This is a genomic window from Kutzneria chonburiensis, assembly GCF_028622115.1.
GTDB classification, from domain to species: Bacteria; Actinomycetota; Actinomycetes; order Mycobacteriales; family Pseudonocardiaceae; genus Kutzneria; species Kutzneria chonburiensis.
The window spans coordinates 5,045,339-5,069,777 of record NZ_CP097263.1 but is presented as its reverse complement, the minus strand read 5'-3'; the positions used below and the strand labels follow the sequence as shown (position 1 = coordinate 5,069,777).

Genomic DNA, 24,439 nt, shown 5'->3' with positions numbered 1-24,439 from the left:
CCCTTAGTCAGGAAAGGCTAACGGGAGCGACCGGTGCAGGCCAGCGGATTGCCGGCCGGTGGTGGGGTAGAGGTCGGCGGCGAGGCGCCTGACCATGGCCTCGGGGCGCTGCTGGGCGTGTTTGGCCAGGTAGCCGAGGCGCAGGGACACGGAGCTCTCGGTGGTGCCGCGAGGGGTGCGCCGGAGCAGCAAAGACGTGCACGTGAACTCGGTGCCGGGAATCATCGAGCCGAGGATCTCGGTGGCGACGCGGGGACCGGGGAGAAAGAGGCCTGGGTGAGGCGGCCGATGGACCACGAGCGCCAGGACTCGGCGACGGTGACGACGGGGCGGGCGCCGGGGGTGCTGCCGGCGAAGGCACGGGGGTCGGCGCCGAGGGCGACGAGGAGGTCCTGACGGAGCTCGGGCTCGTCCAACACAGCGGCGGCCTGGCCGGCCTCGGCGAGGCGTCCGACCAGACCAAGGGCGGCGGACGCGGCGGCGCGGTCGGAGCCGGTGGAGCCGCCGCCGCGAGCGAGGGCGGCGCCGGGGGCGACGGAAGGCCGATACCGCAAGGCGAGCCAATGGATGCGCATGGGCTCGACGGATGTGGGCCCGGGAACGGCCCACACGACGAGCTGAGCGCCGGCGAGAGGAATGTCGCTGCGCTGCTGGGCATCGCGAAGAGCGGTCACGAGCACGTCGAACTCGGGGCGAACGCCGGACGGCAGGCGGACGACGGCGACGCGGTCGGCGCCGATGGAGGCCAGCCCGACACGATTGCCGGCGCGGTCGACGTGTCGAACGAATCGAATGCCGGGCAGGACGGCCTCGATGGGGTCGGCCGACGGGGAAGGCTTGGCCCGACGGAGATACGTGAGCCGAACACCGAACCACTGGTACAGGCAAAGCCCGCCGCGCCGCACAGAAGTGGCGACCACCACCAGGACGGCGGCCGCGGCTACGGCGATTCCGGTCACGCCGAACGGATTCACGGTCAACAGCACAGCCAGCACGGCGATCTGCCACACGGCGATCTGGCCCGCGGTCACCGGACGCAGCCACCGTGACCGGTGCCGCGTGCTCGTGTCTGCCAACGTCATGAGGCTGCGACGCTCCTTGCCCTCGTTTCCGGCAAAGCTGCCCGAAAATCCCCGAACTTGTCCCGGGCGCCGCAGGCAGCATAGGTATGCTCGGGTCGCCCCGTACAGAGGGATTTCTTACCGGGCAAGGTGTTTTTACAGGGGGCACGGGCTTGGGGGCACGTGGTGTGGACGCAGCGGGACCAGATCCAGGCCTACCAGTTCCTGCGGCGCAGGCTGGTGTCGGCGCTGGTGGCGGCCGACGCGAACCACCCGGTCTCGCCGAGCCGCCGCCTGGTGCTGGGCGTGGCGATCGGGGCCGGTGCGGCGCTGCTGGTCACGGCGGTGTTCGGCGTGCTCGGGGTGATCAACCCGACCGGTGACGCCGATTGGCGGCAGGGTGGCCAGGTCATCGTCGAACAGGAGACGGGCGCACGTTTCGTGCTGGGCCAGGACAAGCTGCTGCACCCGGTGCTGAACTTCGCCTCGGCCCGGCTGCTGGCCGGCGGCAACGGGGACAAGACGGTGACGGTGCCGGCGGCGACGCTGGCGAGCGTGTCTCGCGGCCCGGCCTATGGCATCCCCGGAGCGCCGGACTCGCTGCCGGCGGCGGATCGCTTGCTGGGCGGCGCGTTCACGACCTGCACGAGTGCGTCGGCGGACCGACCGGCCGGCGTGGAGGCGGTGTCGACGGTGATTCTCGGCCCGGTCAACGGCGGCACGCCGCAGCCGAACGGCCAGGGCCTGCTCGTGCAAGCGCATTCCGGCGACCGCTACCTGATCAGCGCCGGCCGCCGCTACGCGCTGCCCAATGCGGCGGCGATCACCGCCCTTGGCTACGACGGCATGCCGTTCATTCCGGTCGCCGATGCCTGGCTGGACACCGTGTCGGCGGGGCAGGGACTCGGTCTGGTCAAAGTGGACGGTAGCGGCGGCGCGGGGCCGAGCATCGGTGGCAACGGTACGAAGGTCGGGCAGGTCCTGCAAGCCGACAATGGCGGTTTCTACCTGGTGCGCAAGGATTCCGTGCAAGCCGTGACGCAGACCGAGGCCAAGCTGATCGCGGGCAACCCGGCCAACACCGGGACCCGTACCGTCCAGGTGTCCACGGCCGACGTGAACTCCGCGCCACGGGCCGAATCCTCCGCCGTGGACGAGAACGCCGGCGGCTATCCGGTCAGGATCCCGTCCGTGGTCGCCACTGTTCCGGCGACGATCACGTTGTGTGCCAACGGGTCCAAGGTCACGGTCAGTCGGGACGTGCCGCTGCCGGCCGACGCGCACCCGATCGCCGTCGACCGGACCGACGCCCGCGGCGGCCAGAACGTCTACGTGCCACCGGGATCGGGTGCTCTGGTGAAGGACCGGTCGAACGCCGTGTACCTGATCACGGACACCGGCAGCAAGTATCCGGTGGCGGACGCCGATGCCGTGAAGGCGCTGGGCTACGGCAATGTCCAGGCGCCGACCGTGGACACCAGCCTGCTCGCGCTGCTGCCCAAGGGCGCGGCGCTGGACCGGGGCGCGGCAACGAAGCCGGCACCGGTGAACTGAGGGGATGGGGTACTGATGGGGGCCGACCAGGAGCCGATCGTCGTCGGTGTGATCGAGGATCATCCGCTCTACCGCGCCGCGGTGGCCCGGGTGCTGGCCGACGCGCCGGACATCGAGCTGGGCGTGGTCGCCGACTCGGTGGGCCGCTTCGCCGCCGGCCGGCAGCGACGGGACAGCGTCGTGGTGCTGGACCTGAAGCTACGGGGCGTGCAGGACGCGGCGGCCGTGCTGGAAGTCGTCGGTATGGGCCACAAAGTGCTCGTGGTGTCGGCCCACGCCGGGCAGGCCGAGGTGCTGGGCGCTATTGCCGCCGGGGCGCGCGGCTACCTGTCCAAGGATTCCGACGGCGACGAAATCCTGCGTGCGGTAAGGGAAATCGCCATCGGCAACAGCTACGTGTCGCCGACGCTGGCCTCGTTCGTGCTCAACTCGTCCCGGGAACGGCACAGCGGGCCCAAACTCGTGCTCTCCGACCGGGAGCGGCAGGTGCTCTCGCTGTTGGCCGCCGGCGAACGGGACCAGGACATCGCCGAGGCGATGAACATCACCGTCCGAACGGTACGGTCCTATTTGGACCGGATCAGGGACAAGACCGGCCGGCGGCGGCGACCCGAGCTGACCCGGCTGGCCATCGAGGAGGGCATCGCCCACCGCGCCGACTGAAGGGCAACGGCCCCGGACGCAGGTCCGGGGCCGTTGTCGTGACAGGGGTTTCAGGCCGTGGTGATCTCCGGCTGCTGCTGGAGCTCTTCTTCCTCCTGCTTGACCGCGTCGGCGACCTTCTCGCTGCTGAGCGCGCAGTTCACCGCCCAGTAGAAGATCACCAGGCTGAACGCCACGATTGCCAGCACGTCGATGCCGTCCGGCAGGATGTTGCTCGGATCGGGGCCGCCGTCGCTGCTGTAGCGGCCCAGCCAACCGAGCACGCCGAGCCCGACGATCCAGGGGATGACCCACTGCGCGGACTTCAGGTGCAGCGGACGGCGCTGCTCGGCCGGCTGGAAGGCCCTGGTGACGAAGAAGATGACCAGGCCGATGGCGATCGCGCCGGCGATCTTGTAGATGGTGTCCCAGCCGCTCCAGTAGATGATCAGGTTGGCACAGACGAAGCCCAGCGGCGCGAGCACCGCCGGCATCGGCGTCTGGTACGGCCGGGGGCGGTCCGGATCGCGCTTGCGCAGCGCGGTCAGCGACACCGGGGCGAAGGCGTACATCACGGCGGTGGCCGAGGTGACGATGCCGACGAGCTTCTGCCAGCTGGGGAACGGCGCGAACGACGCCTCGCCGATGACGAACGCGAGCACGATCGACCACACCGGCACACCGCGAATGCTCAGCTTGCCGAACACGCCCGGAATCTGCTTGTCACGGCCCAGTGCGTAGGTCAGCCGGGCCGAGGTGCCGACGTAGATGAGACCGGTGCCGGCCGGTGAGATCACCGCGTCGATGTAGAGCACCCAGGCCAGCCAGCTGGCGCCGGCCGCGATGGCCAGTGCCGCGTACGGGCCGAAGGCGCCCTTGTCCATCGGGTTGGACCAGCCGTGTACCAGCGCGGACGGGTCGAGGCTGCCGACGAAGGCGACCTCGAGCAGGATGTAGACCAGCGCGCCGATTCCCATGGCCACGAGCACCGCGCGGGACAGGTCACGCTTGGGGTTCGCGGCCTCGGCGGCCAACTGGATGCACTGCTCGAAGCCCTGCAAGGCGAACACCACGCCCACCGGCAGCGCGGCGAAAACGCCGTGCAGGCCGAACGGCATGAAACCGCCGCCGGCGGTGAAGTTGGAGCCGTGGAAGCTCAGCGGCAGCAGCACGAACACGGTGAGCAGCGGGACGGCGGTCTTCCACAGCACGGCAACCGTGTTGCTCTCGGACAGCAGCTTGACGCCGACGATGTTGACCACGGTGAAAATGATCATCAGCACGGTGGCCCAGATGAACCCGCTCGTGCTGAGGGTGCCATCCAGATCGCCGCCGACGTGCAACAGGGCGAGATGGTCTTTCACCCACGGAATGCTGTCCGAGTACTGAAGAGCGGCCTCGACCTCGATCGGGGCGATCGCCACTGCCTGCAACCACGCCGACCAGCCGGCGATGAAGCCGGCAAAACCGCCGAAGGCGAACAGCGGGAACCGGGCGGTGCCGCCGGCGACCGGGTAGGCCGCGCCCAGCTCCGCGTGGATCAGGGCCAGCACTGCCAACATCGCTGCTGCCAACACCCACGAGATGAGTGAGGCCGGGCCGGCGACCTTGGCGGCGTTGAGCGCGCCCAGCAGCCAGCCCGATCCGATGATCGAGCCGAGCGAGATGAACATCAGGCCGTAGAAGCCGACGGTTCTCTTGAAATGCCCGGATCCACCCGGTGACGAAGCGACGTTTGACGGCGAAGCCATCGCTCACCCCTGCCCTCTGGTCCACTATGGACGTGACCTGCACCACCCGTTCGGGTGTGGCGGAGCATGGCGTAAAGCCGGCCCGATGTGAACCGGTCTTCCGGTCACGATCTGGCTATGGGCCTGGATTTGAGGAACATTTGAGGTTCCAGCCCGACATATCGGGCGGTTCACTCCTCGATGATCACCCGTTCGGCTCCGTCCATCCGATAGCCCACGCCACGGACGGTAGTGATCAGCTCGGCGGCCGGGCCGAGCTTGCGGCGCAGCCGGCGAACGTGCACGTCAAGGGTCCTGGTCTCGACTCCCACTGGCAGGCCCCACAATTCGGACAGCAGCACGGTGCGCAGGTGCACATGGCCGGGGCGGCGGGCCAGGTGCAGCAACAGGTCGAACTCCATCCGGGTCAGCTCGACGGCGTCCCCGCGTTGCCAAACCCGCCGCGCCGCAGGCTGAATTCGCAGGTCAGTGCCGGGTTCGGCGGCGCGCGGGGCGGGCACGGACACGGTCAACGTGGTGCCGGGCACGTCGACCGCGGTACGCACGGCGTCGACGACGCGGGCGGCCACCAGCGGCGCCTGGTCGTTGTTCGTACTGACCCGAACGACCACGGTGACCTCGGCGGCCTGGCTGGAACTGACCGTCAGCGGGGCAGAAAACTGGTACGGCATGGCGGTTTCCTCGCAAAAGGGGGTGATGGACCGGGGGTGGCTAGATCGGTGCCACACAGCCCTGCGCGGTCACGCGGGCGAGGTCCACGTGCAGGCGCCTGGTCAGATCCATGAGGCCATCGGACCAGTGCCCGAGGTCACTGTCAACGGCGCTCCAGGATGTGGACGGGTCTGGCGGCTTTGCGGTGTTATGTCGAACATGAGCGGATGGCAGGAGTGGCTGGCCGGGCGCGAACGCGACCTGCGTGAGCCGTACGGGTGGTTGAGCCTGGTCGGGCTGCACTGGTTGGATCCGAGGCCGACCCGGTTCCCCGGCGTGCCGGGCGAGTGGAGCGCCGAGCACGGCGTGATCCGCGTGAAAGCCTCGGTGTCCGAGGGATTGCGCCACGACGGCCGGCCGCTGGACGGTGTCCGTGAGGTCAAGGGCGATGCGGCGGAGTTCGTGACTTACGGCGGCATTCACGTGGAGACGCTGATCCGCGACGGCCGTCCCGGCATCCGGCTGCGCGACCCGGAAGGGCCGGCGCTAAAAAGGTATGACGGTCCCTCGGTCTTCGACTACGCGCCGGAATGGCTGGTGGAAGCCGAGTTCACGCCGCGACACCCGGCCAAGCGGCACGAGGTGGACTCCGCGCAGCCCGGTATCCACGAGGTGCTGTTCGAGGTCGGCGAGGTCCGCTTCACCGTCAACGGCACGCAACAGCGGCTGATCGCGACCGCCGGCGGCGACACGATCAGCCTGGTGTTCCACGACCCCACCAACAACGACACCACCGCGCCGTGGCGGCAGCTCGACGCGCCGCTGCCGGTGGACGGCCACGTGACGCTGGATTTCAACCAGGCCAGGAACTTCCCGTCCGCGTTCACCGACTACGGCATCTGCCCGATGCCCCCGGCCGGCAACGAGATCACGGTGCCCGTCACCGCCGGGGAGCGTCGAGTGCGTTAGCCCAGCCGGCCCACGATGGGATGGCCGGCGTCGCGCCACGCCGCGAAGCCGCCGTCCACGTCGTTGACGTTGCGCAGCCCGAGCTGGCTGCGCAGCTGGTAGGCGGCGAGGCTGGAGGTGTAGCCCTCGTTGCAGAGCAGGATGATCTCCTGCTCGACGTCGCCGGCCCGGAGTTCCTTGAGGCGGTGCGGACTGCTCACGTCCATCCGCCACTCCAGCACGTGCCGGGACACCGCGACGGCACCGGGGATCTCCCCGAACCGCCAGCGGTATTCGGTCGGCCGCAGGTCGACCAGCACCGCGCCGGCCCGCATCGCCTCGGCTGCCTGCGCCGGGCTGTACCGCGTGATGTGCTCGCGCGCGGTCTCCAGCAGCCCGGTGACCATGTCGGTCATCGGACAGCCTCACGCATCCGGGCCGCGGTGAGCTCGAGCGCGGTGGTGTCCGGCTCCGGCGTGTCGCACTGCACTTCGCGCAGGTGGTGGATGCCGGTCGGCAGCCAGCAGTAGAAGTTCATCGACGTCAACGGCTTGGAGTAGGCGTGGATCGAAATGGCCGGCTCCATGCCGACGTTGACCAGGTTGTGCAGGTAGGTCCGGCCGAAACCGACGGAGTCGCCCGCCCGGTGGCGGCGGGTCCGCAGACCCTCCTGCGTGGTGTCTGCCCCAGGAATCAGGCCGTAGTCCTCGATCAGCTGGCCGCCGGCCACCGCGAAGGCGCCGACGCTGCCCCCGTGGTCGTGCAGCAGCGTGTCCTGACCGAGATCCCAGCAGATGAGCCACACCTCGACGTCGTCGTCACGGTGCAGGCGTTGGAAGTACCGCTCCGTGAGATCGAAGCGGACGTGCGGCGACCACTCGTCGCGACGCGCGACGTAGTCGTCCACCAGGTCCCGCAGCTGGGCGGGATGAGTCTGAACTACCACGAGACAAGCCTTTCGCTCGGCATCCCGCGGTGTCGCCGCGCGCCTGTCCGGTGGTGCCCGGACCTTCGCGCCACGCCAGCACGGGAGGTATCTCGCCCGGGCACGCACCGCCTCGGAACTGCTGTTCCGCTGCGACAGGGCTCGGTAACCACTATGTTGTTGTCGGAACCGGGTTGTTCGTCAACCGGCCGAGGGTAACCCGCCGGCCCGCCGAGAGGAAAGCCACCGGTGCGCATCACCAGGGCCCAGCGCAACGCGGTCGCCGAGAAGGTCACCAGTCTCGAACGCTCCTTCTACGGGCGAGGTCCCCGCAACGTCAAGGTGTCCGTTTCCGACGACGACCCGATCAGCCTCGTCGTGTTGTCCATCGACAGCCTCACGGTGGCCGACGTCGTGCTGCACGAGCGTGGCTACTCCGACGCCGTGCTGCGTCACCACGAAGCGCTGCACGAGGCGACACGGCAGGAGTTCCTCGACGCCGTCGAGGAAATCGTCGGCAGTCCGGTGTCGGCCTACCTGGCCCAGGTGCATCCCACCACCGGCTATGCCGTGCGCGTGTTCGTCTTCTCCGATCTTGGCGACTTCGACGCGGATCCGCCATCACAGGTGTGACACATCGTTAAACCCCCGCAGGATCCACTGCTCGCCGGCCACCACGAGCACCGACACCGACGCGTTGTCCGCGCCGATGAACGTGAACGGCCGCGCGCCGCTGGCCATGGCCAGCACCTGCCCGATCACGCCGCCGTGCACCACCACCGCGACCCGCTGATCGGGGTGGGCGGCGGCGATGCGGCGGATGCCGGCCCCGACCCGCTCGGCCAGCTGCTCGGTGGATTCGGCGCCGGGGATCACGTCCCAGCGCTGTTTGACGTTCATCTCCGTGACGAGCGGGTGGCCCTCGGCCACGGCCTTGCGCAGCAGGCCGCCTTCCCACTCCCCGAGATGCACTTCCCGCAGGTCGGGCTCGACCCGCGGGGTGATGCCGAGCCTGGAAGCCAGCGGCGCGGCGGTCTGCGCGGTGCGCCGCAGCGTCGTCACGTAGATCGCGTCGAAATGCTGGTCGGCGAACCGGTCCGCGAGCTTCTCGGCCTGCACACGGCCTTGCGGCGCCAGCTCCGGATCGCCGTGCCCGTCCCGGTACGGGTAGGGCCGGTCGAACCGGGCCGGCGCCGACTCGCCGTGCCGGATGAGCACCAGCTCGGTGGAGCCGGGCGGCCGCTGGAACCGGAACTGTCGGTACTCGGTGGTCACCCGGCCGAGCCTAGATCGTGAACTGCTCGATCACGTCGCCGTTGGCCTTCTTGACGGTGAGCTTCGAGCCGGACAGCGGCTGCCCGCCCGGTCCCGGCACGATGAACGTTCCGTGGTCGACATTCGCGGTGATGTCCGCTGTTCCGGGCTGGCTGAGCGTGACGGTCGCCACGTCCGGGTTGCTGGCGATGCCGATCAGTGTCGGGGTGACCGCCGCGAAGCCGCGCTTGTTGCCGTTCAGCCACTGCACCGAGTGCGTGCTCGGCGGCAGCGCGAGGTACACGTGCGGGTCGTCGGCCACGGAACTGCACCACACCAGGGCATCGCCCAGCACGCCCAGCTGGGCCCACTGCTGGTCATCGGTCACGATGGACGCACCCGGCGCGAACCAGTCGGCGTCGGCGATGGGCGGGTTCACCGTGGACAGACAATTGCCCAGCCGTTGGCCCGCGACCGAGGTCCGGTCGCCGCGCGGGTCGCTGCTGCGCTGGCTCGGTGGCAGCGGCTGCGGGAGGTCAGCCGCCTGCATGCCGTAGTCCGGCACGGTGAAGCCGCGCAGCGTGAGGGTGTCGGTCCGCTTGTAGCTGTTGGGCAGGATGAACACGCCGTTGCCGATGGCCGACGGCTCCGGGATCAGGCCACTGGTCGTCCTGATCGTCAGGTTGTCGATGCCCGGCGCGGTCACGCCGGCGTAGGTGCCCTCGGTCGTGATGAACATGACCCGCGCCGGCGTCCCGCTGGGCGGCGGGGCTGGGTACGGCACCGACTTCACCGTGATCGTCTTTGCCGTGAGCTGGCAGAACACCAGGTCGTTGGCCACGCGGTAGAGGAGCGCGACCAGGTTGTTTCGCTCGACCCGCAGCATTGGCGTCCAGGTATCCGGCTTGTGGTCGGCGCTCCAGCAGCGCTCCATCTCCGCGCCGGTGCCCCAGTCGCGCTGTGCGCTGTAGAGGCCGAAGCCGTTCTCGGCGCTGCCCGACGGGGCCGTCGTGATCGTGGAGTGCGGGCCGGCCGTGCTGACCTTGTGGTCCTTGTTGCCCAGCACCGCCGTGGTCACGATCGTCGCGCCGGCCATCAGGATCACCACGGACGCGGCGATCAGCAGCGGGACCAGGCCGGACTTGCGGCGCGGCGGCTCGTGGTCGATTTCGGTCATAATCCGGCGCAGCGCGTCCCGTCGGACGTGCTCGGGCAGCTCCCGCTCCGGCAGGTCGAACGGGTCAGTCATCGAAGTTCTCCTCGGTCAATCCGCGCAGCCGGGCGCGTGCCCTCGACAGGCGGGAACGAACGCTGACCTCGGTGATCCCGAGCAACGCGGCCGCGTCGGCCGTGCTCATCCGGCCCACCATGCACAGCTGCACCGCCTCGCGCTCCGACGCCGGCAGCATGTCGACCGCCGTCAGCACCTCGCGCAGCCGGTGCCGGGTGTGGTCATTTTCGGCCAACTCCTCGGCGTGGTCCCGAGTCTCGTCGGGCACCGCCAGCTTCGGCACCAGCCGCAGGAACCGGCTGCGCCGGCGGTGGTCGTTGCGCACGAGGTTGGCCGCCACCGTGTACAGCCACGGCAGCGCGCTCTCCCGGATCAGCACCACTTCGGCCCGGCGCCGCCACGCGGTGAGGAACGTCGTCGACAGCACGTCCTCGGCCGTCGACCAGGACCCGGTCAGCCGGTACGCGTAGTTCCACACCGCCTGGGCATGCCGTTCGAACAGCGTGGTGAACGCCGCATGGTCGTCATGCGCGATCGCCCCCCAGAGCTGCGCGTCAGGTGCCGACTCGGGGTCGGCCAGCATCTCCACTCCCCTTTGTGGTCGCAGCGGCTGAAGTGTTGCAGGGGATTTTGGGGGAATTGGTGTTCGCCGCCCGCGAGGCCCCGCCGGTGCTTCGCCCGGTTGGCGGATTTCGGCCGCCGCTAGCGACGTGTCTCACCACCTGCGCCGATGCGGCGGTCGAAATCCGGCAAGGGCGAGGCACCGGTCACGAGGGGCCGAGCCGCGACGCCGGAGGCGGCGCCAAAAACTCAGTGGAGAGTGCCGCGGGTGTCCAACACGCGGTTCACGGAGGCGTCGAAGGCGCTGTGGTCGAGCGTGTTGGACGTGACGGCGGCCGAGATGGCGGCGGCGGCCTGGTCGCCCTGGCTGACGTCACGGCCGGAGCACAGGATGAGGTCCATGCCCGCGCCGGCCGCCGTGACGGCGCGCTGGCCGGTGGTGCCGAACGCGGCCAGGGAGCCGGCCTCCAGCGCGTCGGTGATGGTGACGCCCTTGAAGCCGAGCCGGCCGCGCAGCTCCTGGTTGATGATCGTGGGGGACAGCCCGGCCGGCAGCTTCGGGTCGAGCGCCGGATAGATCGCCCAGGACAGCATCACCGACTTGGCCCCGGCGGCGATCGAGCCTGGATACGCCGCCTCGTCCACGGTGCGCAACGTGTCGGCCGAGGCGGTCAGCGTGACCGGCCGCTCGTCGGTGTTCTCGTTGGTGCTGGCCGAGCCGAGCCCGGGAAAGTGCTTCACGGTGGCGGCGACGCCGGTCTGCTGCTGGGCGGTGACGAACGCCTGCCCGAGGGTGTTCACCTTGGCCGGATCCTGGCTGTAGGAGCGCTGGGCCGAGTCGGCGAAGTCGCCGGGCGTGCGGTAGACGTCCAGCACCGGCGCGAGATTGAAGTTCATGCCGACGCCGGCCAGGTTCTGCCCGGCCCCGGTGCCGGCGTTGGCCGCCTGGGCCTGCGCGTCGGGGGCCTGCCCGATCGCCTTCTCCGACATGGTCGGCGCGCCGGGCAGCCGTCGGACCAGGCCGCCCTCCTGGTCGGTCATCAGCAGCAGCGGCTGGTGCACCGGGCTCTGCGCGGCGGCCTGCCGCAGCTGGCTGACCACGCCGGCGATCTGGCTGCTGGACTTGATGTTCTCGCCGAAGAAGATCACGCCGCCGACCCGGCCCTGGCGGATCCGGTCCAGCAGCGTCTGCGGCGGCGTCGCGCCCGGGTACGAGTAGATGACCCGCTGCCCGGCCAGCTGGTCGATGGACAGCCCCGGCGGCAGCGGGCTGTTGGTGGCCAGCGGGGCCGGCGTGCCGACCAGCGCCAGCGGTCCGGCCACGGTCGCGACGATCGCCCAGCGAACCAGGTCCGAGATGCTGCCCATGGCCACCAGTTAACCGCATCCGGTGAATACGAGCAGCGAACGGGCACAGTCACACCGTGAAACGGGCAGGACACGGGCCGTTGACCGGCAGGTTGGCCGCTGAGGGCCCCTCAAACGGGCGAAAACCGGGCACCCCCGGGCCTGCTGTGGCGCTGGCCACACCGTGACGACGGTGTTAAACCTGATTCCTGCCCGAACGGGCCGACCAATGCCCGAGTCAACACAGCGTTGTGGAGGTGGGATCAGATGCAGGCCGACGAGCGCCAGCGCCGGATCCTGGCCCGCGCGCGGGCCAACGGCCGGGTCGAAGTGGGCGATGTGGCGGCCGAGCTGGCCGTCGCGCCGGAGACGGTCCGCCGCGACCTCAAACTGCTCGACCAGCACGGGCTCGTGCGCCGCACACACGGCGGCGCGGTGCCGGTGGAGACCGCGGGCTACGAGACCGGCATCGCCTACCGCGCGACTTCGCACCTGCCGGAGAAGCGGCGCATCGCCCGCGCCGCCGCCGACCGGCTGGGCGACGCGGAAACCGTGTTCATCGACGAGGGCTTCACGCCGCAGCTGGTGGCCGAGTCGCTGCCGACCGACCGTCCGCTCACGGTCGTGACGGCGTCCCTGCCGGCGGCCGCGGCGCTGTCCGGCACGCCCAGCGTCACCGTGCTGCTGCTGGGCGGGCGGCTGCGCGGGCACACCTTGGCCACGGTGGACCACTGGGTGCTGCGCATGCTGGGCGAGATGGTGATCGACCTGGCCTACATCGGGGCCAACGGGATCTCCCGCGAGCACGGCCTGACCACGCCCGACCCGGCGGTCGGGGCGGTCAAGGCCAAGGCGGTGGCGGTGTCCCGGCGGCGCGTGTTCGCCGGTGTGCACACGAAGTTCGGCGTGTCCAGCTTCAGCCGGTTCGCCGACATCGCGGACTTCGAGGCCATCGTCACCGACACCGGACTGTCCACAGCGGACGGTCAGCGGTACGCGGTGCTCGGGCCGCGGGTCGTCCGCGTCTGAGTACTCCCGGTGCGCGCCACCGGGCCATGGGGGCTGTCCGAATGCCCATGCGGTAGTGGAGAAAAACGAGGAGATGTCTGGAATGGCGCGAATCGGAGCACGCCGTGCCGGCGTTGCGGCGATGGGTGCGGTGCTGGTGGCCGCGGCCATGACCGCGTGCAGCGGCGCGGGCGGTGGCGGTGCGAGCGGCGGCAACTCGATCAACGTGCTGATGGTGAACAACCCGCAGATGGTCGACCTGCAGAAGCTCACGGCCGACAACTTCACCAAGCAGACCGGTATCACGGTCAACTTCACCGTGCTGCCGGAGAACGACGTCCGTGACAAGATCAGCCAGGACTTCTCCAGCCAGGCCGGCCAGTACGACGTGGCCACCATCAGCAACTACGAGATCCCGTTCTACGCCAAGAACGGCTGGCTCGCGCCGCTGGACGACCACATCGCCAAGGACACCGCGTTCGACCAGAACGACATCCTGGAGCCGATGCGGGTCTCGCTGACCGCCGACGACGGCAAGGTCTACGGCGAGCCGTTCTACGGCGAGTCCTCGTTCCTCATGTACCGCAAGGATGTCTTCCAGGCCAAGGGTCTGACCATGCCGCCGAACCCGACGTGGCAGCAGGTCGCCGACCTGGCCGCGCAGGTGGACGGGGCGCAGGCCGGCATGAAGGGCATCTGCCTGCGCGGGCAGCCGGGCTGGGGCGAGGTGATGGCCCCGCTCGACACCGTGGTCAACACCTTCGGCGGCACCTGGTTCACCAAGGACTGGCAGGCCCAGCTGACCAGCCCGGAATTCAAGCAGGCCACCCAGTTCTACGTGGACCTGGTCAAGGCGCACGGTGAGTCCGGCGCGCCGCAGGCCGGCTTCTCCGAGTGCCTGAACAACCTGGAGCAGGGCAAGGTGGCCATGTGGTACGACGCCACCTCGGCCGCGGGTTCGCTGGAGGCCAAGGACTCCCCGGTCGCCGGCAAGCTCGGCTACGTGCCGGCGCCGGTGATGAAGACCAAGTCCTCCGGCTGGCTCTACACCTGGGCCTGGGGCGTGCAGAAGGCGTCCAAGAACCAGGACAACGCCTGGAAGTTCATCTCCTGGGCCTCCAGCAAGGATTACGAGAACCTGGTCGGCAAGCAGCTGGGCTGGTCGCGGGTGCCGGCCGGCAAGCGGGCCTCGACGTACGAGAACCCGGACTACGTCAAGACGGCCGGCGCGTTCGCCGAGCAGACCAAGAACGCGATCAGCACCGCCGACCCGAAGAACCCGGGCGTGCAGCCGCGGCCGACGCTTGGCATCCAGTTCGTCGACATCCCCGAGTTCACCGATCTCGGCACCAAGGTGTCGCAGCAGATCAGCTCGGCCATCGCCGGATCGACCACGGTGGACGCCGCCCTGACCGCGTCGCAGGCGCTGGCCGAACAGGTCGCCACCAAGTACCAGGGCAAGTGACATGGCCACCCAGACCCTGGACCGACCGCTGGTCCCCGTGGTGAACCGTGGGCCGAGGCGGGCCGCCGAGTGGGCCCGCCGGGCGCCGCTGCTGCCCGCCCTGGTGTTCACGATCATCATCACCCAGCTGCCGTTCGTCGCGACCCTGCTCATCTCCTTCCTGCGCTGGAACGCGCTGGATCCGAGCAACCGCGGGTTCGCCGGTCTGGGCAACTACATCGCGGTCGCCACCGACAGCGGGCTGCGCTCGTCGGTGGTGACCACGGTGATCCTGACGGTGTCGGTCGTCATCGTCAGCCTGCTGCTGGGACTCGGCCTGGCCTTGTTGCTGGACCAGAAGTTCCGCGGCCGCGGGTTCGTGCGGACGATGCTGATCGCGCCGTTCCTGGTGGTGCCGGTGGCCGCCGCGCTGCTGTGGAAGCACGTGCTCTACAACCCCGAGTACGGGCTGCTCAACGGCGCCCTGTCGTGGATCTGGGGGCTGTTCGGCGGTGTCACGCCGCCGCAGCCGGACTGGATCTCGACCATGCCCAAGATCGCCGTCGAGGCGGCGCTGGTGTGGCAGTGGACGCCGTTCATGATGCTGATCCTGTTGGCGGGGCTGCAAAGCCGGCCGTCCGACGCCGTCGAGGCGGCACGGATGGACGGGGCCACGCCGTGGCAGGTCTTCCGCTACCTGACGCTGCCGCACCTGCGGCAGTACCTGGAGCTGGGCGGGCTGCTGGGATCGATCTACATCGTGCAGAACTTCGACGCGGTGTTCACCATCACCTCCGGCGGCCTCGGCACGGCCAACCTGCCGTACACCATCTACCAGACCTTCTTCCAGGCCCACGACTACGGGCAGGCGTCGGCGGCCGGCGTGATCGTGGTGATCGCCTCCATCGTCATCGCCACCTTCGCCCTGCGCGTGGTGTCGTCCTTGCTGCGCAACGAGGTGAAGTCATGACGTCCCGCAAGATGTGGCGGCCGTGGGGACTTTTCGCCTGGCTGGCCGGGATCCTGTTCGCGCTGCCGGTGTTGTGGATGGTGCTGACGTCCTTCCACAGCGAGTCCGACGCCGCGACCAATCCGCCGTCCCTGCTGGCGCCGCTGACCCTGAGCGGCTACGAGGAGTTCTTCGGCGCCGGCAGCGGGGCCAGCCCGTGGCCGCCGCTGATCAACTCGGCCAGCGCCAGCATCGGGTCGACGGTCATCGTGCTGCTGTTGGCCATTCCCGCCGCGTACGCGCTGTCGATCAAGCCCGTGCGCAAATGGTCGGACGTGCTGTTCTTCTTCCTGTCCACCAAGATGCTGCCGGTGGTGGCCGGCACGCTGCCGATCTACCTGTTCGCCCAGTTCTCCGGGCTGCTGGACAACATCTCGTTCCTGACCATCCTGTACACGTCGATGAACCTGCCGATCGCGGTGTGGCTGATGCGGTCGTTCCTGGCCGAGGTGCCGACCGAGATGCTGGAGGCCGCCGCGCTGGACGGCGCCGGGCTGGTCACCACGCTGCGCCGGGTGGTCGCGCCGGTCGCCATGCCCGGCATCGCCGCGACCTCGTTGATCTGCTTCATCTTCAGTTGGAACGAGCTGTTGTTCGCCCGGGTGCTGACCGGCGTGGTCGCCGGGACCGCGCCCGTGTTCCTCACCAGTTTCGTCACCAGCCAGGGGTTGTTCCTGGCCAAGGTGTGCGCGGCCGCGACGGTGATCTCACTGCCGGTGCTGGCCGCGGGTTTCGCCGCCCAGGACAAGCTGGTCCAGGGCCTGTCGTTGGGAGCAGTGAAGTGAAGGCAGCCGTGATCAGCGGGGTCGGCCAGGTGGAAGTGACCACTGTGGACGATCCGACGCCGCTGCGCCGGCAGGTCGTGGTGGACGTGTCGGCCTGTGGGCTGTGCGGCACCGACCTGCACATCCTGCAGGGCGAGTTCGCGCCGACGCTGCCCGTGATCCCCGGCCACGAGTTCGCCGGCGTGGTCGCCGAGGTGGGCGCGGACGTCACCGAAGTCGTTGTCGGGGACCGGGTTGCCGTCGATCCGTCGCTGTACTGCTTCGAGTGCCGGTACTGCCGGTCGGGCCGCAACAACCTGTGCGAGCGGTGGGGCGGCATCGGCGTCTCCACCGCCGGCGGGGCCGCCGAGTACGCCGTCGCCCCCGTGGCCAACTGCGTCAAGCTGCCCGATCACGTACGGACCGAGGACGCCGCCCTGATCGAGCCGTTGTCCTGCGCCGTCCGGGGTTACGACGTTCTTCGTTCCCAGCTGGCGCAGTCCGTGCTCATCTACGGCTCCGGCACCATGGGCCTGATGATGTTGGAGCTCGGCAAGCTCACCGGCGCCGCCTCCATCGAGGTCGTCGACCTCAACGAGGAGCGTCTGGCCACCGCCCGTCAGCTCGGCTGCACCGGGGTTGCCACCAGCGCCGATGAGCTCGACCGTGGCGGTTGGGACGTCGTCATCGACGCCACCGGCAACGCCCGGGCCATCCAGGACGGCCTTTCCCGCGTGGCCAAGGGCGGCACTTTCCTCCAGTTCGGCGTGGCCGACTACGCCGCCAGGGTTGAGATCGACCCGTACAAGATCTACAACCAGGAGATCACCATCACCGGTTCGATGGCCGTGCTGCACAGCTACGAACGTGCCGCCGACCTCTTCGCCGGCGGTGTCCTGGACCCGGAGATCTTCATCAGCGACCGGCTGCCCCTCGACGACTACGCCGCCGCCCTTGAGCAGTTCAAGGCCGGCAAGGGCCGCAAGATCCAGGTCCTGCCGTAACGGTCCCGACCGGTGTGCGCTTGATCCCCTCGATCGAGCGCACACCGGTCACCCTCGGTGAGATTTTTGGTTACGGCGTGTACCCACTTGTGGTCAGGGCCCTGGCTGCTACCGTGATTGGCATGGCACTGCCCATGTCCTACGAGCCAGAGCCGGACCCGGTTCCGCCCCCGCGGAGCCGGGCGCGATCCGTGCCTGCCTGTCGAACCAGATGTGCTATGAGTTCGACCGCGAGTGGGACTTCGTGATTGAGCAGGCGAAGCGCACTCACAGCTTGACCGATATCGAGGAGATGCTCCTCAAGTGGCGGCATATTGCCTATGCCGAGCTCAAGGACCCGGGTAGCCACTACCGTCTGATGGCCAAGGCCGAGCAGATTCTCGCCACCGGGAAGGCGCCGGAGGGCAGCATCTCGGGCGAAGAGATGCTGGCCAGGATCCGGGCGAGGTTCGACAGCTAGATATGTACAGCCTCGATATCGATCCCGAGGCCCAGGAACAGATCGACGCGCTCCCGCGCGAGGCGGGCTTGGCGCTCGCTGAAGTCTTTGCTGTTCTTGAGCTGACCCCTTGGCGTGGTACACCGCAAAACGGCAACAACCCGACCGGCGCGATGCGGCGTTGGTATTTCGGCCCGGGCGCGGCCGGTCAGGTCGTTTACCTGATTATTGAGCGTGACCGCGAGGTGCGCGTGATCATGGTCCAGTGGTGGGGCTGACGGTTGGTTCCGGAGCCCGATGCTCGCGGCGGCTGGTGTTCATGGCGAAGGCGGCCACGGCGCCGAGGAGCAGGAAAGTCGCAGGGAGCCACAGGGTCTGGCTGGCGGCGGTGGTGAGTCCACTGTGGATGGCGTCGGTGACCTGCTGACGTACGGAATCCGGCACACCGGCGAGGTCGGGCGGTGCGCCACCCTCGACGTTGGCGGCGCTGGACAGCCCGGCCTGGATCTGTGGAGACAGGCCGGCGGTGGAAGCGGCCAGCGAAGCGGTGATACGGGCCTGGAGCAACACGCCGACGGCGGCGGAGCCGAGCACGCCGCCGACCTGGCGGGCGGTGTTGTAGATACCGGAAGCGGAACCGGTGAGCTCGCGCGGCACGGAACCCATCGTGATGGTGCTCATGGGCGAGAAGATGAAGCCGATACCCAAGCCGCACAACAGAAGCGCGGGGATGAGGGCCAGCGGCGGGGTCGAAGGCGTCACCTGCAAGGAGATCCACGCGAGGCCGCCGGCCAGGGTGACGAGGCCGAACACGAGCAGGTACTTGGCGCTGACCTTGTCGGACAACCGGCCGGAGAACGGGGCGACGACGCCGGACAACAGGGACATGGGGGCGGTGAGCAGACCGGCGTGCAGGGGAGTGAGGCCGAGCACGGTCTGGAGGTAGATCACGATCGGGAAGAACATGCCGGTCATGGTGAAACCGACCGTCACCGACGCCAGCGTGCCGCCGGAGAAGTTGCGGTTGCCGAAGACCCGAAGGGGCAGCAGGGGTTCACGGCGGTTGAAGCGCTGCCAGAAGCCGAAGACCACCAGTAGCAGCACGCCGGCGGCGATGATCTCGAAGACGGTGACGCCGCCCCAGACCTCGCCCCAGTTGTACTGCTGGCCGTTCTGCAACCCGAACACGACGAGCAGCAAACCCAGGCCGGACAACAGGATGCCGGGCACGTCGAACGAGTGGGCGGCATTGGGCCGCCAGTCGGGGACCAGCAGCACGGTCATGGCGACGGCGATCGCGCCGATCGGCACGTTGACGTAGAAGATCCACTGCCAGCCGAAGTTGTCCACCAGCACACCGCCGAGCAGCGGCCCGGCCACGGTGGCCAACCCGGCAATGCCGCCCCACACGCCCATGGCGGCCCCGCGCCGGGCCGGCGGGAACAGGAAGCTGATGAACGCCAACGTCTGCGGCGTCATCAGGGCGGCGCCGAGACCCTGCACGCCACGAGCGGTGATCAGCGTGCCGACGTCACCGGCCAACCCGCACCACAAGGACGCGGCGGTGAACAGCACGAGCCCGGCCATGAAGACCCGTTTGGGTCCGAACCGGTCGCCGAGCCGGCTGGTGAACAGCATCGGCACGGCATAGGTGAGCAGGTAGATGCTCGTCACCCAGACCACGGCGTTCAGGCTGGCGTTCAAGCCGCGCAGCATGGCCGGGATGGCGATGGACACGATGGTCGCGTCCAGCAGGATCATGAAGAAGCCGGTGCAGAGCGCGGCCATCGCGCCCCACGGGTTGACCGGTCGCAGCTCGCTCACGCCTCGTCCTCGCATTCGGCCGGCACCCAGTCGACCCGGCCGGTGATGATGTCCTCGATCAGCTGGTTGGTCCAGGCCAGCTCGAACTCCCGCCGGGCGGCGGTGAACCGGAGGTCCAGCCAGTACAGGGCCGGCAGCGGCTTGGCGATCAGGCTGTCCACGATGACCTGTTCGGCGGCCGCCTCGGCCTGGAGTTTCAGCGCGCGGGTGCGCAGCTCGGCCAACGCGTCCTCGCGGTCGAGCTCGTTGAGCGCGGACAGGCCGACGGCGAACTCCGGGTACTCCGGCGCGATGCTGCCGACCATCGCCTTGGCCCGCGCGATGAACGCGTCCCGCCCGGCCTCGGTCACCCCGTACACGGTCCGCTCCGGCCGGCGGCCTTCCCGCTGCGTGTCCACGACCTCGATGAATCCGTGCGTCTCCAGCCGTTCGACGGCGTGGTAGAGCGAGCCGGGCTTCACGTTGGCCCGGGCCTCGACGTGGCGGGCGCGCATCACCTGGGCCATCTCGTACGGGTGCATGGGCTGCTCCAGCAGGAGCTCCAGCACCGCCATGGCCAGCGGGGTGAGCTTCACATCGTCCTCTCGGGTGACCTGGCTTTGATTGTTCAAGCGTTGACTATAGCTGACCGGCCGGGATGAATCCGAACGGCTGACGCGTTGCAGAATGAAGAGCTCTGTACGGCTGGTGTGGGAGGTAGCGGTGGCACGGGATCCGGAGGACCTGGTCGAGGTCGACTCGGACACGCCCGACCTGGACGGATCGGTGCTCCTGGTGAGCTTCGACGGCTTCGTGGACGCGGGCAGCGCCGGCAAGCTGGTCGTCGAGCACCTGTTGGAGCGGTTCGAGCACCGGGTGATCGCGACCTTCGACGTCGACCGCCTGATCGACTACCGGTCGCGGCGGCCGATCATGACGTACAGCACCGACCGCTGGGAGAGCTACGACGCTCCCAAGCTGGAGGTGCAGCTGCTGCACGACACCGCCGGCACGCCGTTCCTGATCCTGTCCGGCCCCGAGCCGGACCACGAGTGGGAGCTGTTCATCGCGGCCGTCAAGGCGCTGATGGACCGCTGGGGCGTGCGGCTGGTCGCCAGCTTCCACGGCATCCCGATGGGCGCCCCGCACACGCGAGCCCTCGGCGTGACCGGGCACGGCACGCGGCCCGAGCTGATCGGCGACCACCACCAGATGCCCAACACGCTCCAGGTGCCGGCCAGCATCGCCGCCCTGCTGGAGTTCCGTCTCGGCGAGGCCAGCCGCGACGCCGTCGGCTTCGCCGCGCACGTGCCGCACTACCTGGCACAGACCGCCTACCCGACCGCCGCCGTCACGCTGCTGGACGCCGTCGTCAAGGCGACCGGGCTGGCCCTGCCGGACGACTCGCTGCGTGAGTCGGCCCGCCGTGCCGCCATCGAGATCGACCGCCAGGTCAGCGAGTCGGCCGAGGTGTCGGACGTCGTTCGTGCGCTGGAGCGGCAGTACGACACCTTCGCCGAGGCCGCCGGCAAGCCGAGCCTGCTCAGCGACGTGCTCGAGCAGATGCCGACCGCCGACGAGCTGGGCGACCAGTTCGAGCAGTTCCTGGCCGAGCAGCAGAGCCCCAACGACTGAGAGATCGAGATGGCCACCTTCGTGACCTTCCAGGCCCACCCCGACGACGAGTCGATCACCGTGGGCGGCGTGATGCGCAAGGCCGCCGACGAGGGGCACCGGGTGGTGCTCGTCGTCGCGACCGGCGGTGAGCTCGGCGAGATCCCCGAGGGCCTGCTGGCCGAGGGTGAGACTCTGGTGCAGCGCCGCGCCGCCGAAACCCGTGCCGCCGCCGACATTCTCGGCGTGAAGCGGCTGGAGTTCCTCGGCTACCACGACTCCGGGATGATGGGCTGGGAGCAGAACTCCGCCCCCGGCGCCTTCTGGAACGCTTCCATCGAGGAGGCCGCCCAGAAGCTGGCGGCGATCCTCGTCGAGGAGCAGGCCGACGTCATCACCTTCGACGACGACAACGGCGGCTACGGGCATCCCGACCACATCCAGGTGCACCGCGTCGGCCGGCGCGCCGCCGAAATCGCCGGTACGCCTCGGGTCTACCAGCACACCTCCAACCGCGACGAGGCGTACGAGCGGTGGCGCCGCTACGCCGAGGAGACCGGCGCCGAGATCCCCGACTTCGAGGGCGCCGAGTTCGGCAAGCCCGCCGCCGAGCTCACCGCCCGCGTCGACGTCAGCGCCTACACCGACGCCAAACGGGAGGCCATGCGCGCGCACGTGAGCCAGATCCCCGAGGAGTCCTGGTTCCTGTCCATGCCGGAGAAACACTTCGCCGCGGCCTTCGGCACCGAGTGGTTCATCCGCGAGGGCCACGGCCCGGGCATCACCGAGACGGATCTGCTGGCCGGCCTGGACTGACCAGCTCCACCTCGAAACCGTCCTCGTCGGCCAGGTAGGCGGCGTAGTGGTCGGGGCCGCCGGCGTACGGGTGGCGATCGGGGAACAACAGGGTCCAACCGTGCTTCGGCGCGGCGGCGGCGAGTTCGTCGACGCGGCTGCCGGCATGGAAGGCCAAGTGGTTCAAGCCAGGCCGCCGGCGATCGTGGTCGGGAGCGGTCAGGGCGGGGGACTGCTCGACGACGAGGTAGGTCTCGCCGAGTCGCCAGCTGCGGCCGGCGGGCCAGTCCTGGAACTGCTGGTAGCCGAGCTCGCCCAGCAGCCAGCCCCAACTGCGGATGGCACGGGCGAGGTCGGGGACCCAGAGCTCGACGTGGTGCAGACGGCCGATCACGCGCGGCGGAGCACGACGAGAGGGATGGCGCGGGGACCGGCCTGCTTCTGGAAGTCGAGCAGGAACGGCTTCAGCGCGGCGACCTTCTCCCACAGCCGGGCCCGCTCGTCCCCGGTGGCGACGACGGCTTTTGCCGGATATGTGGTGGATCCGACCTCGACGGTGACATCGGGGTTGGCGACCACGTTGTGGTACCAGGACGGATGGGTGGCGCTGCCCCGGTTGGCGGCGACGATCACCAGGTCGTCGCCGTCGACGACGTGACCGAGCGGCGTGGTCAGCGCGCGGCCGGTCCGCGCGCCGGTGTGGGTGACGAGCACGAGGTCGACGCCCTCGAGCCGGCCGCCGACCCGGCCCGCGTTGGCCCGGAACTCCTCGATCACCGACCGGTTGAACTCCTGCTGTTCCGACATTCCTGTTGTCTACCGCGTGACCGCCGCATCGGCCGAGTTTGTTCACCGGCGCGTCGCCCGCCGGTCGAGTGGCGTCCACCTCACGTGACGACACTCCTGCGGTGAATCGCAACCGGATCAAAGCCACCGCCGGCGCAGTCGCGCTGTGCCTGATTGCTTCGGGCCTGCTGGCCACGGGTGTCGCGGACGCCAGCCCCGACCCCGGCTACCGCACACACCGCGGCCAGCCGGTGACCGTGAACGCCAGACAGACCATCGTGTCGCACACCGCACCGTCCCACGGCACTGTCACGCGTAACCAGGACGGCACGCTGCGCTACACCCCGGCCGCCGGCTTCACCGGCACGGATTCCTTCACCTACAACGAAACCGACGCAGTGCGGCTGTACACCACGCACGTCGCGCCGTTAGGCGTGATCGGCGGCGTGCCGATCACCGGCGGCGGCTACGGCTCGTCGCTGGCCCTGGTCCCAGGCAGCTGCGACGAGTACTACGGCGTCACCGACCGCGGTCCGAACGTGGACGGCCCGAACGGGCAGAAGGTCGAGCCGCTGCCGTCCTTCGACCCGGCGATCGGCAAGTTCCGCCTTGTCAACGGGAAAGCCGTGCTGGAACGGACGATCCCGTTGCGCGCCAAGGACGGCACGCCCTACTCGGGTCGGGTCAACACGGCCGCCAACACCGGTGAGAAGATCGTCGACCTGAACGGCAACCCCCTGCCGGCCGACCAGTACGGCTACGACTCGGAAGGCCTGGTCGCACTGCCCGACGGCACCTTCTGGGTGTCCGACGAGTACGGCCCGTTCATCACCCACTTCGACCGCAACGGCCGTGCGCTGCAACGGCTTTCGCCGTTCGACGGCTCGCTGCCGGCCGAGCTGGCCAACCGCGTGCCGAACAAGGGCATGGAGGGCCTGGCCGTCACGCCGGACGGCCGAACCCTGGTCGGCATCATGCAGTCCGCGCTCCAGCAGCCGGATCTGACCAAGAAGCCGAGCAATGTCACCACGTTGCGCATCGTCACCTACGACCTGCGCACGCACGCCACCCACGAGTACCTGTACCTGCTGGACGACCCCAAGACGAACAGCGGCGCGGTCAGCGAGATCACCGCGTTGTCCGCCACCACGTTCCTGGTCGACGAGCGGGACGGCAAGGTCGAGCCGAACGCGTACAAGAAGCTGTTCAAGATCGATCTCACCGGCGCGACCGACGTTGGCCCGAAGGCCGTCGGCTACGACGCGGCCAAGGGCGGGCTGCTGGTCGGCCCGAGCAACGCGACCATCGACGCCTATGTCGGCACCGACGACACCAAGACCGCCACGGCCGACCTGGCCAAGGTCGGCATCACGCCGGTGGCCAAGTCGCTGTACGTCGACCTCGGCGGCCTGGTCACCGGGCTCGACCCGACCGGCGGCTTCTTCGGCCACGACAAGATCGAGGGCGTTGCCACACCGGACCACGGCCGCACCATCGTGGTCAGCAACGACAGCGACTTCGGCATCGACGGCGTGACCACCACCGCCCCGCCGTTCCAGCTGCACGCGAAGATCACGCCGTCCGGCGTCCAGGACGACGGCGAGTTCCTGGCCGTCGACACCCAGAAGCTGCCGGCCGAGGTGAAGACCGTCACCGTCACGATCGTCGTTCGCTAGCCCCCACCTGAGTGGCTCACTTGGCGTTTTGACCCCACGTGAGTGGCTCAGTTGGTGCCTGGAGCCAAGTGAGCCACTCACGTGGGGCTGGGGGAGCCAAGTGGGCCACTCAGGTGGGCTGGGGGCGCAAATGAGCCACTCACGTGGGGCGGGGCGATCGACATCGGCCAGC

At 69.2% G+C, this 24,439-nt stretch carries 28 protein-coding genes; 14 read left to right on the top strand and 14 right to left on the bottom strand.

Annotated elements, in window-relative coordinates:
* Positions 1 to 3 precede the first annotated feature (3 nt).
* Together M3Q35_RS22770 and M3Q35_RS22765 are read right to left on the bottom strand one after the other, a co-directional pair.
* The gene (locus tag M3Q35_RS22770; RefSeq protein ID WP_273944026.1) at positions 4 to 225 is read right to left on the bottom strand and encodes a hypothetical protein; all 222 of its coding nucleotides are present in this window, start codon (positions 223 to 225) and stop codon (positions 4 to 6) included.
* Positions 222 to 1,082: a type VII secretion protein EccE gene (locus tag M3Q35_RS22765; RefSeq protein ID WP_273944025.1), complete on the bottom strand. Its 861-nt coding sequence runs from the start codon at positions 1,080 to 1,082 to the stop codon at positions 222 to 224. The genes M3Q35_RS22770 and M3Q35_RS22765 overlap by 4 nt, the downstream gene beginning before the upstream one ends.
* Positions 1,083 to 1,247: 165 nt before the next feature.
* Between M3Q35_RS22765 and eccB the strand changes: the two genes are divergently transcribed.
* Both eccB and M3Q35_RS22755 read left to right on the top strand, forming a co-directional pair.
* On the top strand, positions 1,248 to 2,615 hold the full coding sequence (eccB, locus tag M3Q35_RS22760) for a type VII secretion protein EccB (RefSeq protein ID WP_273944023.1): 1,368 nt from the start codon (positions 1,248 to 1,250) through the stop codon (positions 2,613 to 2,615).
* A gap of 15 nt (positions 2,616 to 2,630) precedes the next feature.
* The gene (locus M3Q35_RS22755; RefSeq protein WP_273944022.1) at positions 2,631 to 3,278 is read left to right on the top strand and encodes a LuxR C-terminal-related transcriptional regulator; all 648 of its coding nucleotides are present in this window, start codon (positions 2,631 to 2,633) and stop codon (positions 3,276 to 3,278) included.
* A gap of 50 nt (positions 3,279 to 3,328) precedes the next feature.
* Here the strand turns inward: M3Q35_RS22755 and M3Q35_RS22750 are convergent, their stop codons facing one another.
* Together M3Q35_RS22750 and M3Q35_RS22745 are read right to left on the bottom strand one after the other, a co-directional pair.
* On the bottom strand, positions 3,329 to 5,008 hold the full coding sequence (locus M3Q35_RS22750; RefSeq protein ID WP_273944021.1) for an APC family permease: 1,680 nt from the start codon (positions 5,006 to 5,008) through the stop codon (positions 3,329 to 3,331).
* Positions 5,009 to 5,178: 170 nt separating this feature from the next.
* The gene (locus M3Q35_RS22745; protein ID WP_273944020.1) at positions 5,179 to 5,679 is read right to left on the bottom strand and encodes a winged helix-turn-helix domain-containing protein; all 501 of its coding nucleotides are present in this window, start codon (positions 5,677 to 5,679) and stop codon (positions 5,179 to 5,181) included.
* A 199-nt stretch (positions 5,680 to 5,878) separates the two neighbouring features.
* Here M3Q35_RS22745 and M3Q35_RS22740 point away from each other — a divergent pair, with 199 nt between their 5' ends.
* A complete protein-coding gene (locus M3Q35_RS22740) occupies positions 5,879 to 6,628 on the top strand; it encodes a DUF1684 domain-containing protein (protein WP_273944019.1) in 750 nt (249 codons plus the stop codon).
* Here M3Q35_RS22740 and M3Q35_RS22735 read toward each other — a convergent pair.
* Together M3Q35_RS22735 and M3Q35_RS22730 are read right to left on the bottom strand one after the other, a co-directional pair.
* Entirely contained in the window at positions 6,625 to 7,023 is a 399-nt protein-coding gene (locus M3Q35_RS22735) for a rhodanese-like domain-containing protein (RefSeq protein ID WP_273944018.1), read from the bottom strand. The two genes, M3Q35_RS22740 and M3Q35_RS22735, sit on opposite strands and share 4 nt — an antisense overlap.
* Positions 7,020 to 7,553, bottom strand: a complete 534-nt coding sequence (locus M3Q35_RS22730) for a cysteine dioxygenase (protein ID WP_273944016.1) — start codon at positions 7,551 to 7,553, stop codon at positions 7,020 to 7,022. The genes M3Q35_RS22735 and M3Q35_RS22730 overlap by 4 nt, the downstream gene beginning before the upstream one ends.
* 228 nt (positions 7,554 to 7,781) lie before the next feature.
* On the opposite strand from M3Q35_RS22730, the gene M3Q35_RS22725 reads away from it, so the two are divergent.
* On the top strand, positions 7,782 to 8,165 hold the full coding sequence (locus M3Q35_RS22725; protein ID WP_273944015.1) for a Na-translocating system protein MpsC family protein: 384 nt from the start codon (positions 7,782 to 7,784) through the stop codon (positions 8,163 to 8,165).
* Here the strand turns inward: M3Q35_RS22725 and M3Q35_RS22720 are convergent.
* The 4 genes from M3Q35_RS22720 to M3Q35_RS22705 form a co-directional block, all read right to left on the bottom strand.
* On the bottom strand, positions 8,154 to 8,807 hold the full coding sequence (locus tag M3Q35_RS22720) for a histidine phosphatase family protein (protein ID WP_273944014.1): 654 nt from the start codon (positions 8,805 to 8,807) through the stop codon (positions 8,154 to 8,156). The genes M3Q35_RS22725 and M3Q35_RS22720 overlap by 12 nt on opposite strands.
* A 10-nt stretch (positions 8,808 to 8,817) precedes the next feature.
* Positions 8,818 to 10,035 carry a hypothetical protein gene (locus M3Q35_RS22715; RefSeq protein WP_273944011.1) on the bottom strand — a complete coding sequence of 406 codons (1,218 nt, stop codon included), beginning with the start codon at positions 10,033 to 10,035 and terminating at the stop codon, positions 8,818 to 8,820.
* Positions 10,028 to 10,600, bottom strand: coding sequence for an RNA polymerase sigma factor (locus M3Q35_RS22710; protein ID WP_273944010.1), 573 nt, complete (start codon positions 10,598 to 10,600; stop codon positions 10,028 to 10,030). Before M3Q35_RS22710 ends, M3Q35_RS22715 begins: the two co-directional genes overlap by 8 nt.
* A 227-nt stretch (positions 10,601 to 10,827) precedes the next feature.
* Positions 10,828 to 11,946, bottom strand: coding sequence for a glycoside hydrolase family 3 N-terminal domain-containing protein (locus M3Q35_RS22705; protein WP_273944009.1), 1,119 nt, complete (start codon positions 11,944 to 11,946; stop codon positions 10,828 to 10,830).
* A gap of 246 nt (positions 11,947 to 12,192) precedes the next feature.
* Here M3Q35_RS22705 and M3Q35_RS22700 point away from each other — a divergent pair, with 246 nt between their 5' ends.
* From M3Q35_RS22700 to M3Q35_RS22670, 7 genes are all read left to right on the top strand, one after another.
* Positions 12,193 to 12,954 carry a DeoR/GlpR family DNA-binding transcription regulator gene (locus M3Q35_RS22700; protein WP_273944008.1) on the top strand — a complete coding sequence of 254 codons (762 nt, stop codon included), beginning with the start codon at positions 12,193 to 12,195 and terminating at the stop codon, positions 12,952 to 12,954.
* A gap of 82 nt (positions 12,955 to 13,036) precedes the next feature.
* Complete coding sequence (locus M3Q35_RS22695; RefSeq protein WP_273944007.1) at positions 13,037 to 14,398, top strand: ABC transporter substrate-binding protein; 1,362 nt, start codon at positions 13,037 to 13,039, stop codon at positions 14,396 to 14,398.
* Between the two features lies 1 nt (position 14,399).
* Entirely contained in the window at positions 14,400 to 15,347 is a 948-nt protein-coding gene (locus tag M3Q35_RS22690; RefSeq protein WP_273944006.1) for a carbohydrate ABC transporter permease, read from the top strand.
* Entirely contained in the window at positions 15,344 to 16,171 is an 828-nt protein-coding gene (locus M3Q35_RS22685; protein WP_273944003.1) for a carbohydrate ABC transporter permease, read from the top strand. Before M3Q35_RS22690 ends, M3Q35_RS22685 begins: the two co-directional genes overlap by 4 nt.
* Positions 16,168 to 17,154 carry a zinc-dependent alcohol dehydrogenase family protein gene (locus M3Q35_RS22680; protein ID WP_273944001.1) on the top strand — a complete coding sequence of 329 codons (987 nt, stop codon included), beginning with the start codon at positions 16,168 to 16,170 and terminating at the stop codon, positions 17,152 to 17,154. Before M3Q35_RS22685 ends, M3Q35_RS22680 begins: the two co-directional genes overlap by 4 nt.
* 211 nt (positions 17,155 to 17,365) lie before the next feature.
* Complete coding sequence (locus M3Q35_RS22675; protein ID WP_420704768.1) at positions 17,366 to 17,614, top strand: DUF6247 family protein; 249 nt, start codon at positions 17,366 to 17,368, stop codon at positions 17,612 to 17,614.
* A 2-nt stretch (positions 17,615 to 17,616) separates the two neighbouring features.
* Positions 17,617 to 17,871, top strand: a complete 255-nt coding sequence (locus tag M3Q35_RS22670) for a hypothetical protein (protein ID WP_273944000.1) — start codon at positions 17,617 to 17,619, stop codon at positions 17,869 to 17,871.
* Here the strand turns inward: M3Q35_RS22670 and M3Q35_RS22665 are convergent.
* Positions 17,849 to 19,381, bottom strand: a complete 1,533-nt coding sequence (locus M3Q35_RS22665; RefSeq protein ID WP_273944425.1) for an MFS transporter — start codon at positions 19,379 to 19,381, stop codon at positions 17,849 to 17,851. The two genes, M3Q35_RS22670 and M3Q35_RS22665, sit on opposite strands and share 23 nt — an antisense overlap.
* Positions 19,382 to 19,413: 32 nt before the next feature.
* On the bottom strand, positions 19,414 to 20,028 hold the full coding sequence (locus M3Q35_RS22660) for a PadR family transcriptional regulator (RefSeq protein WP_273943998.1): 615 nt from the start codon (positions 20,026 to 20,028) through the stop codon (positions 19,414 to 19,416).
* 91 nt (positions 20,029 to 20,119) lie between these two features.
* On the opposite strand from M3Q35_RS22660, the gene M3Q35_RS22655 reads away from it, so the two are divergent.
* Positions 20,120 to 21,031, top strand: coding sequence for a proteasome assembly chaperone family protein (locus tag M3Q35_RS22655; protein ID WP_273943997.1), 912 nt, complete (start codon positions 20,120 to 20,122; stop codon positions 21,029 to 21,031).
* A 9-nt stretch (positions 21,032 to 21,040) separates the two neighbouring features.
* Positions 21,041 to 21,826 (top strand): PIG-L family deacetylase, encoded by a 786-nt coding sequence (locus tag M3Q35_RS22650; RefSeq protein ID WP_273943995.1) that lies wholly within the window; start codon positions 21,041 to 21,043, stop codon positions 21,824 to 21,826.
* On the opposite strand, the gene M3Q35_RS22645 is transcribed toward M3Q35_RS22650, so the two are convergent.
* Positions 21,792 to 22,199: a VOC family protein gene (locus tag M3Q35_RS22645; protein ID WP_273943994.1), complete on the bottom strand. Its 408-nt coding sequence runs from the start codon at positions 22,197 to 22,199 to the stop codon at positions 21,792 to 21,794. The genes M3Q35_RS22650 and M3Q35_RS22645 overlap by 35 nt on opposite strands.
* On the bottom strand, positions 22,196 to 22,612 hold the full coding sequence (locus M3Q35_RS22640; protein WP_273943993.1) for a nitroreductase family deazaflavin-dependent oxidoreductase: 417 nt from the start codon (positions 22,610 to 22,612) through the stop codon (positions 22,196 to 22,198). The genes M3Q35_RS22645 and M3Q35_RS22640 overlap by 4 nt, the downstream gene beginning before the upstream one ends.
* Before the next feature lie 101 nt (positions 22,613 to 22,713).
* On the opposite strand from M3Q35_RS22640, the gene M3Q35_RS22635 reads away from it, so the two are divergent.
* The gene (locus M3Q35_RS22635) at positions 22,714 to 24,267 is read left to right on the top strand and encodes an esterase-like activity of phytase family protein (protein ID WP_273943991.1); all 1,554 of its coding nucleotides are present in this window, start codon (positions 22,714 to 22,716) and stop codon (positions 24,265 to 24,267) included.
* Positions 24,268 to 24,439 lie beyond the last annotated feature (172 nt).

Bases quoted from the DNA above. Each gene is read 5' to 3' on its own strand.
- M3Q35_RS22640 (WP_273943993.1), bottom strand. From the start codon at position 22,612: ATGTCGGAACAGCAGGAGTTCAACCGGTCGGTGATCGAGGAGTTCCGG.
- M3Q35_RS22665 (WP_273944425.1), bottom strand. From the start codon at position 19,381: ATGGCCGCGCTCTGCACCGGCTTCTTCATGATCCTGCTGGACGCGACC.
- M3Q35_RS22690 (WP_273944006.1), top strand. From the start codon at position 14,400: ATGGCCACCCAGACCCTGGACCGACCGCTGGTCCCCGTGGTGAACCGT.
- M3Q35_RS22755 (WP_273944022.1), top strand. From the start codon at position 2,631: ATGGGGGCCGACCAGGAGCCGATCGTCGTCGGTGTGATCGAGGATCAT.
- M3Q35_RS22675 (WP_420704768.1), top strand. From the start codon at position 17,366: ATGTGCTATGAGTTCGACCGCGAGTGGGACTTCGTGATTGAGCAGGCG.
- M3Q35_RS22765 (WP_273944025.1), bottom strand. From the start codon at position 1,082: ATGACGTTGGCAGACACGAGCACGCGGCACCGGTCACGGTGGCTGCGT.
- M3Q35_RS22745 (WP_273944020.1), bottom strand. From the start codon at position 5,679: ATGCCGTACCAGTTTTCTGCCCCGCTGACGGTCAGTTCCAGCCAGGCC.
- M3Q35_RS22750 (WP_273944021.1), bottom strand. From the start codon at position 5,008: ATGGCTTCGCCGTCAAACGTCGCTTCGTCACCGGGTGGATCCGGGCAT.
- M3Q35_RS22740 (WP_273944019.1), top strand. From the start codon at position 5,879: ATGAGCGGATGGCAGGAGTGGCTGGCCGGGCGCGAACGCGACCTGCGT.
- M3Q35_RS22700 (WP_273944008.1), top strand. From the start codon at position 12,193: ATGCAGGCCGACGAGCGCCAGCGCCGGATCCTGGCCCGCGCGCGGGCC.
- M3Q35_RS22670 (WP_273944000.1), top strand. From the start codon at position 17,617: ATGTACAGCCTCGATATCGATCCCGAGGCCCAGGAACAGATCGACGCG.
- M3Q35_RS22770 (WP_273944026.1), bottom strand. From the start codon at position 225: ATGATTCCCGGCACCGAGTTCACGTGCACGTCTTTGCTGCTCCGGCGC.
- M3Q35_RS22735 (WP_273944018.1), bottom strand. From the start codon at position 7,023: ATGACCGACATGGTCACCGGGCTGCTGGAGACCGCGCGCGAGCACATC.
- M3Q35_RS22650 (WP_273943995.1), top strand. From the start codon at position 21,041: ATGGCCACCTTCGTGACCTTCCAGGCCCACCCCGACGACGAGTCGATC.
- M3Q35_RS22710 (WP_273944010.1), bottom strand. From the start codon at position 10,600: ATGCTGGCCGACCCCGAGTCGGCACCTGACGCGCAGCTCTGGGGGGCG.
- M3Q35_RS22695 (WP_273944007.1), top strand. From the start codon at position 13,037: ATGGCGCGAATCGGAGCACGCCGTGCCGGCGTTGCGGCGATGGGTGCG.
- M3Q35_RS22705 (WP_273944009.1), bottom strand. From the start codon at position 11,946: ATGGGCAGCATCTCGGACCTGGTTCGCTGGGCGATCGTCGCGACCGTG.
- M3Q35_RS22715 (WP_273944011.1), bottom strand. From the start codon at position 10,035: ATGACTGACCCGTTCGACCTGCCGGAGCGGGAGCTGCCCGAGCACGTC.
- M3Q35_RS22685 (WP_273944003.1), top strand. From the start codon at position 15,344: ATGACGTCCCGCAAGATGTGGCGGCCGTGGGGACTTTTCGCCTGGCTG.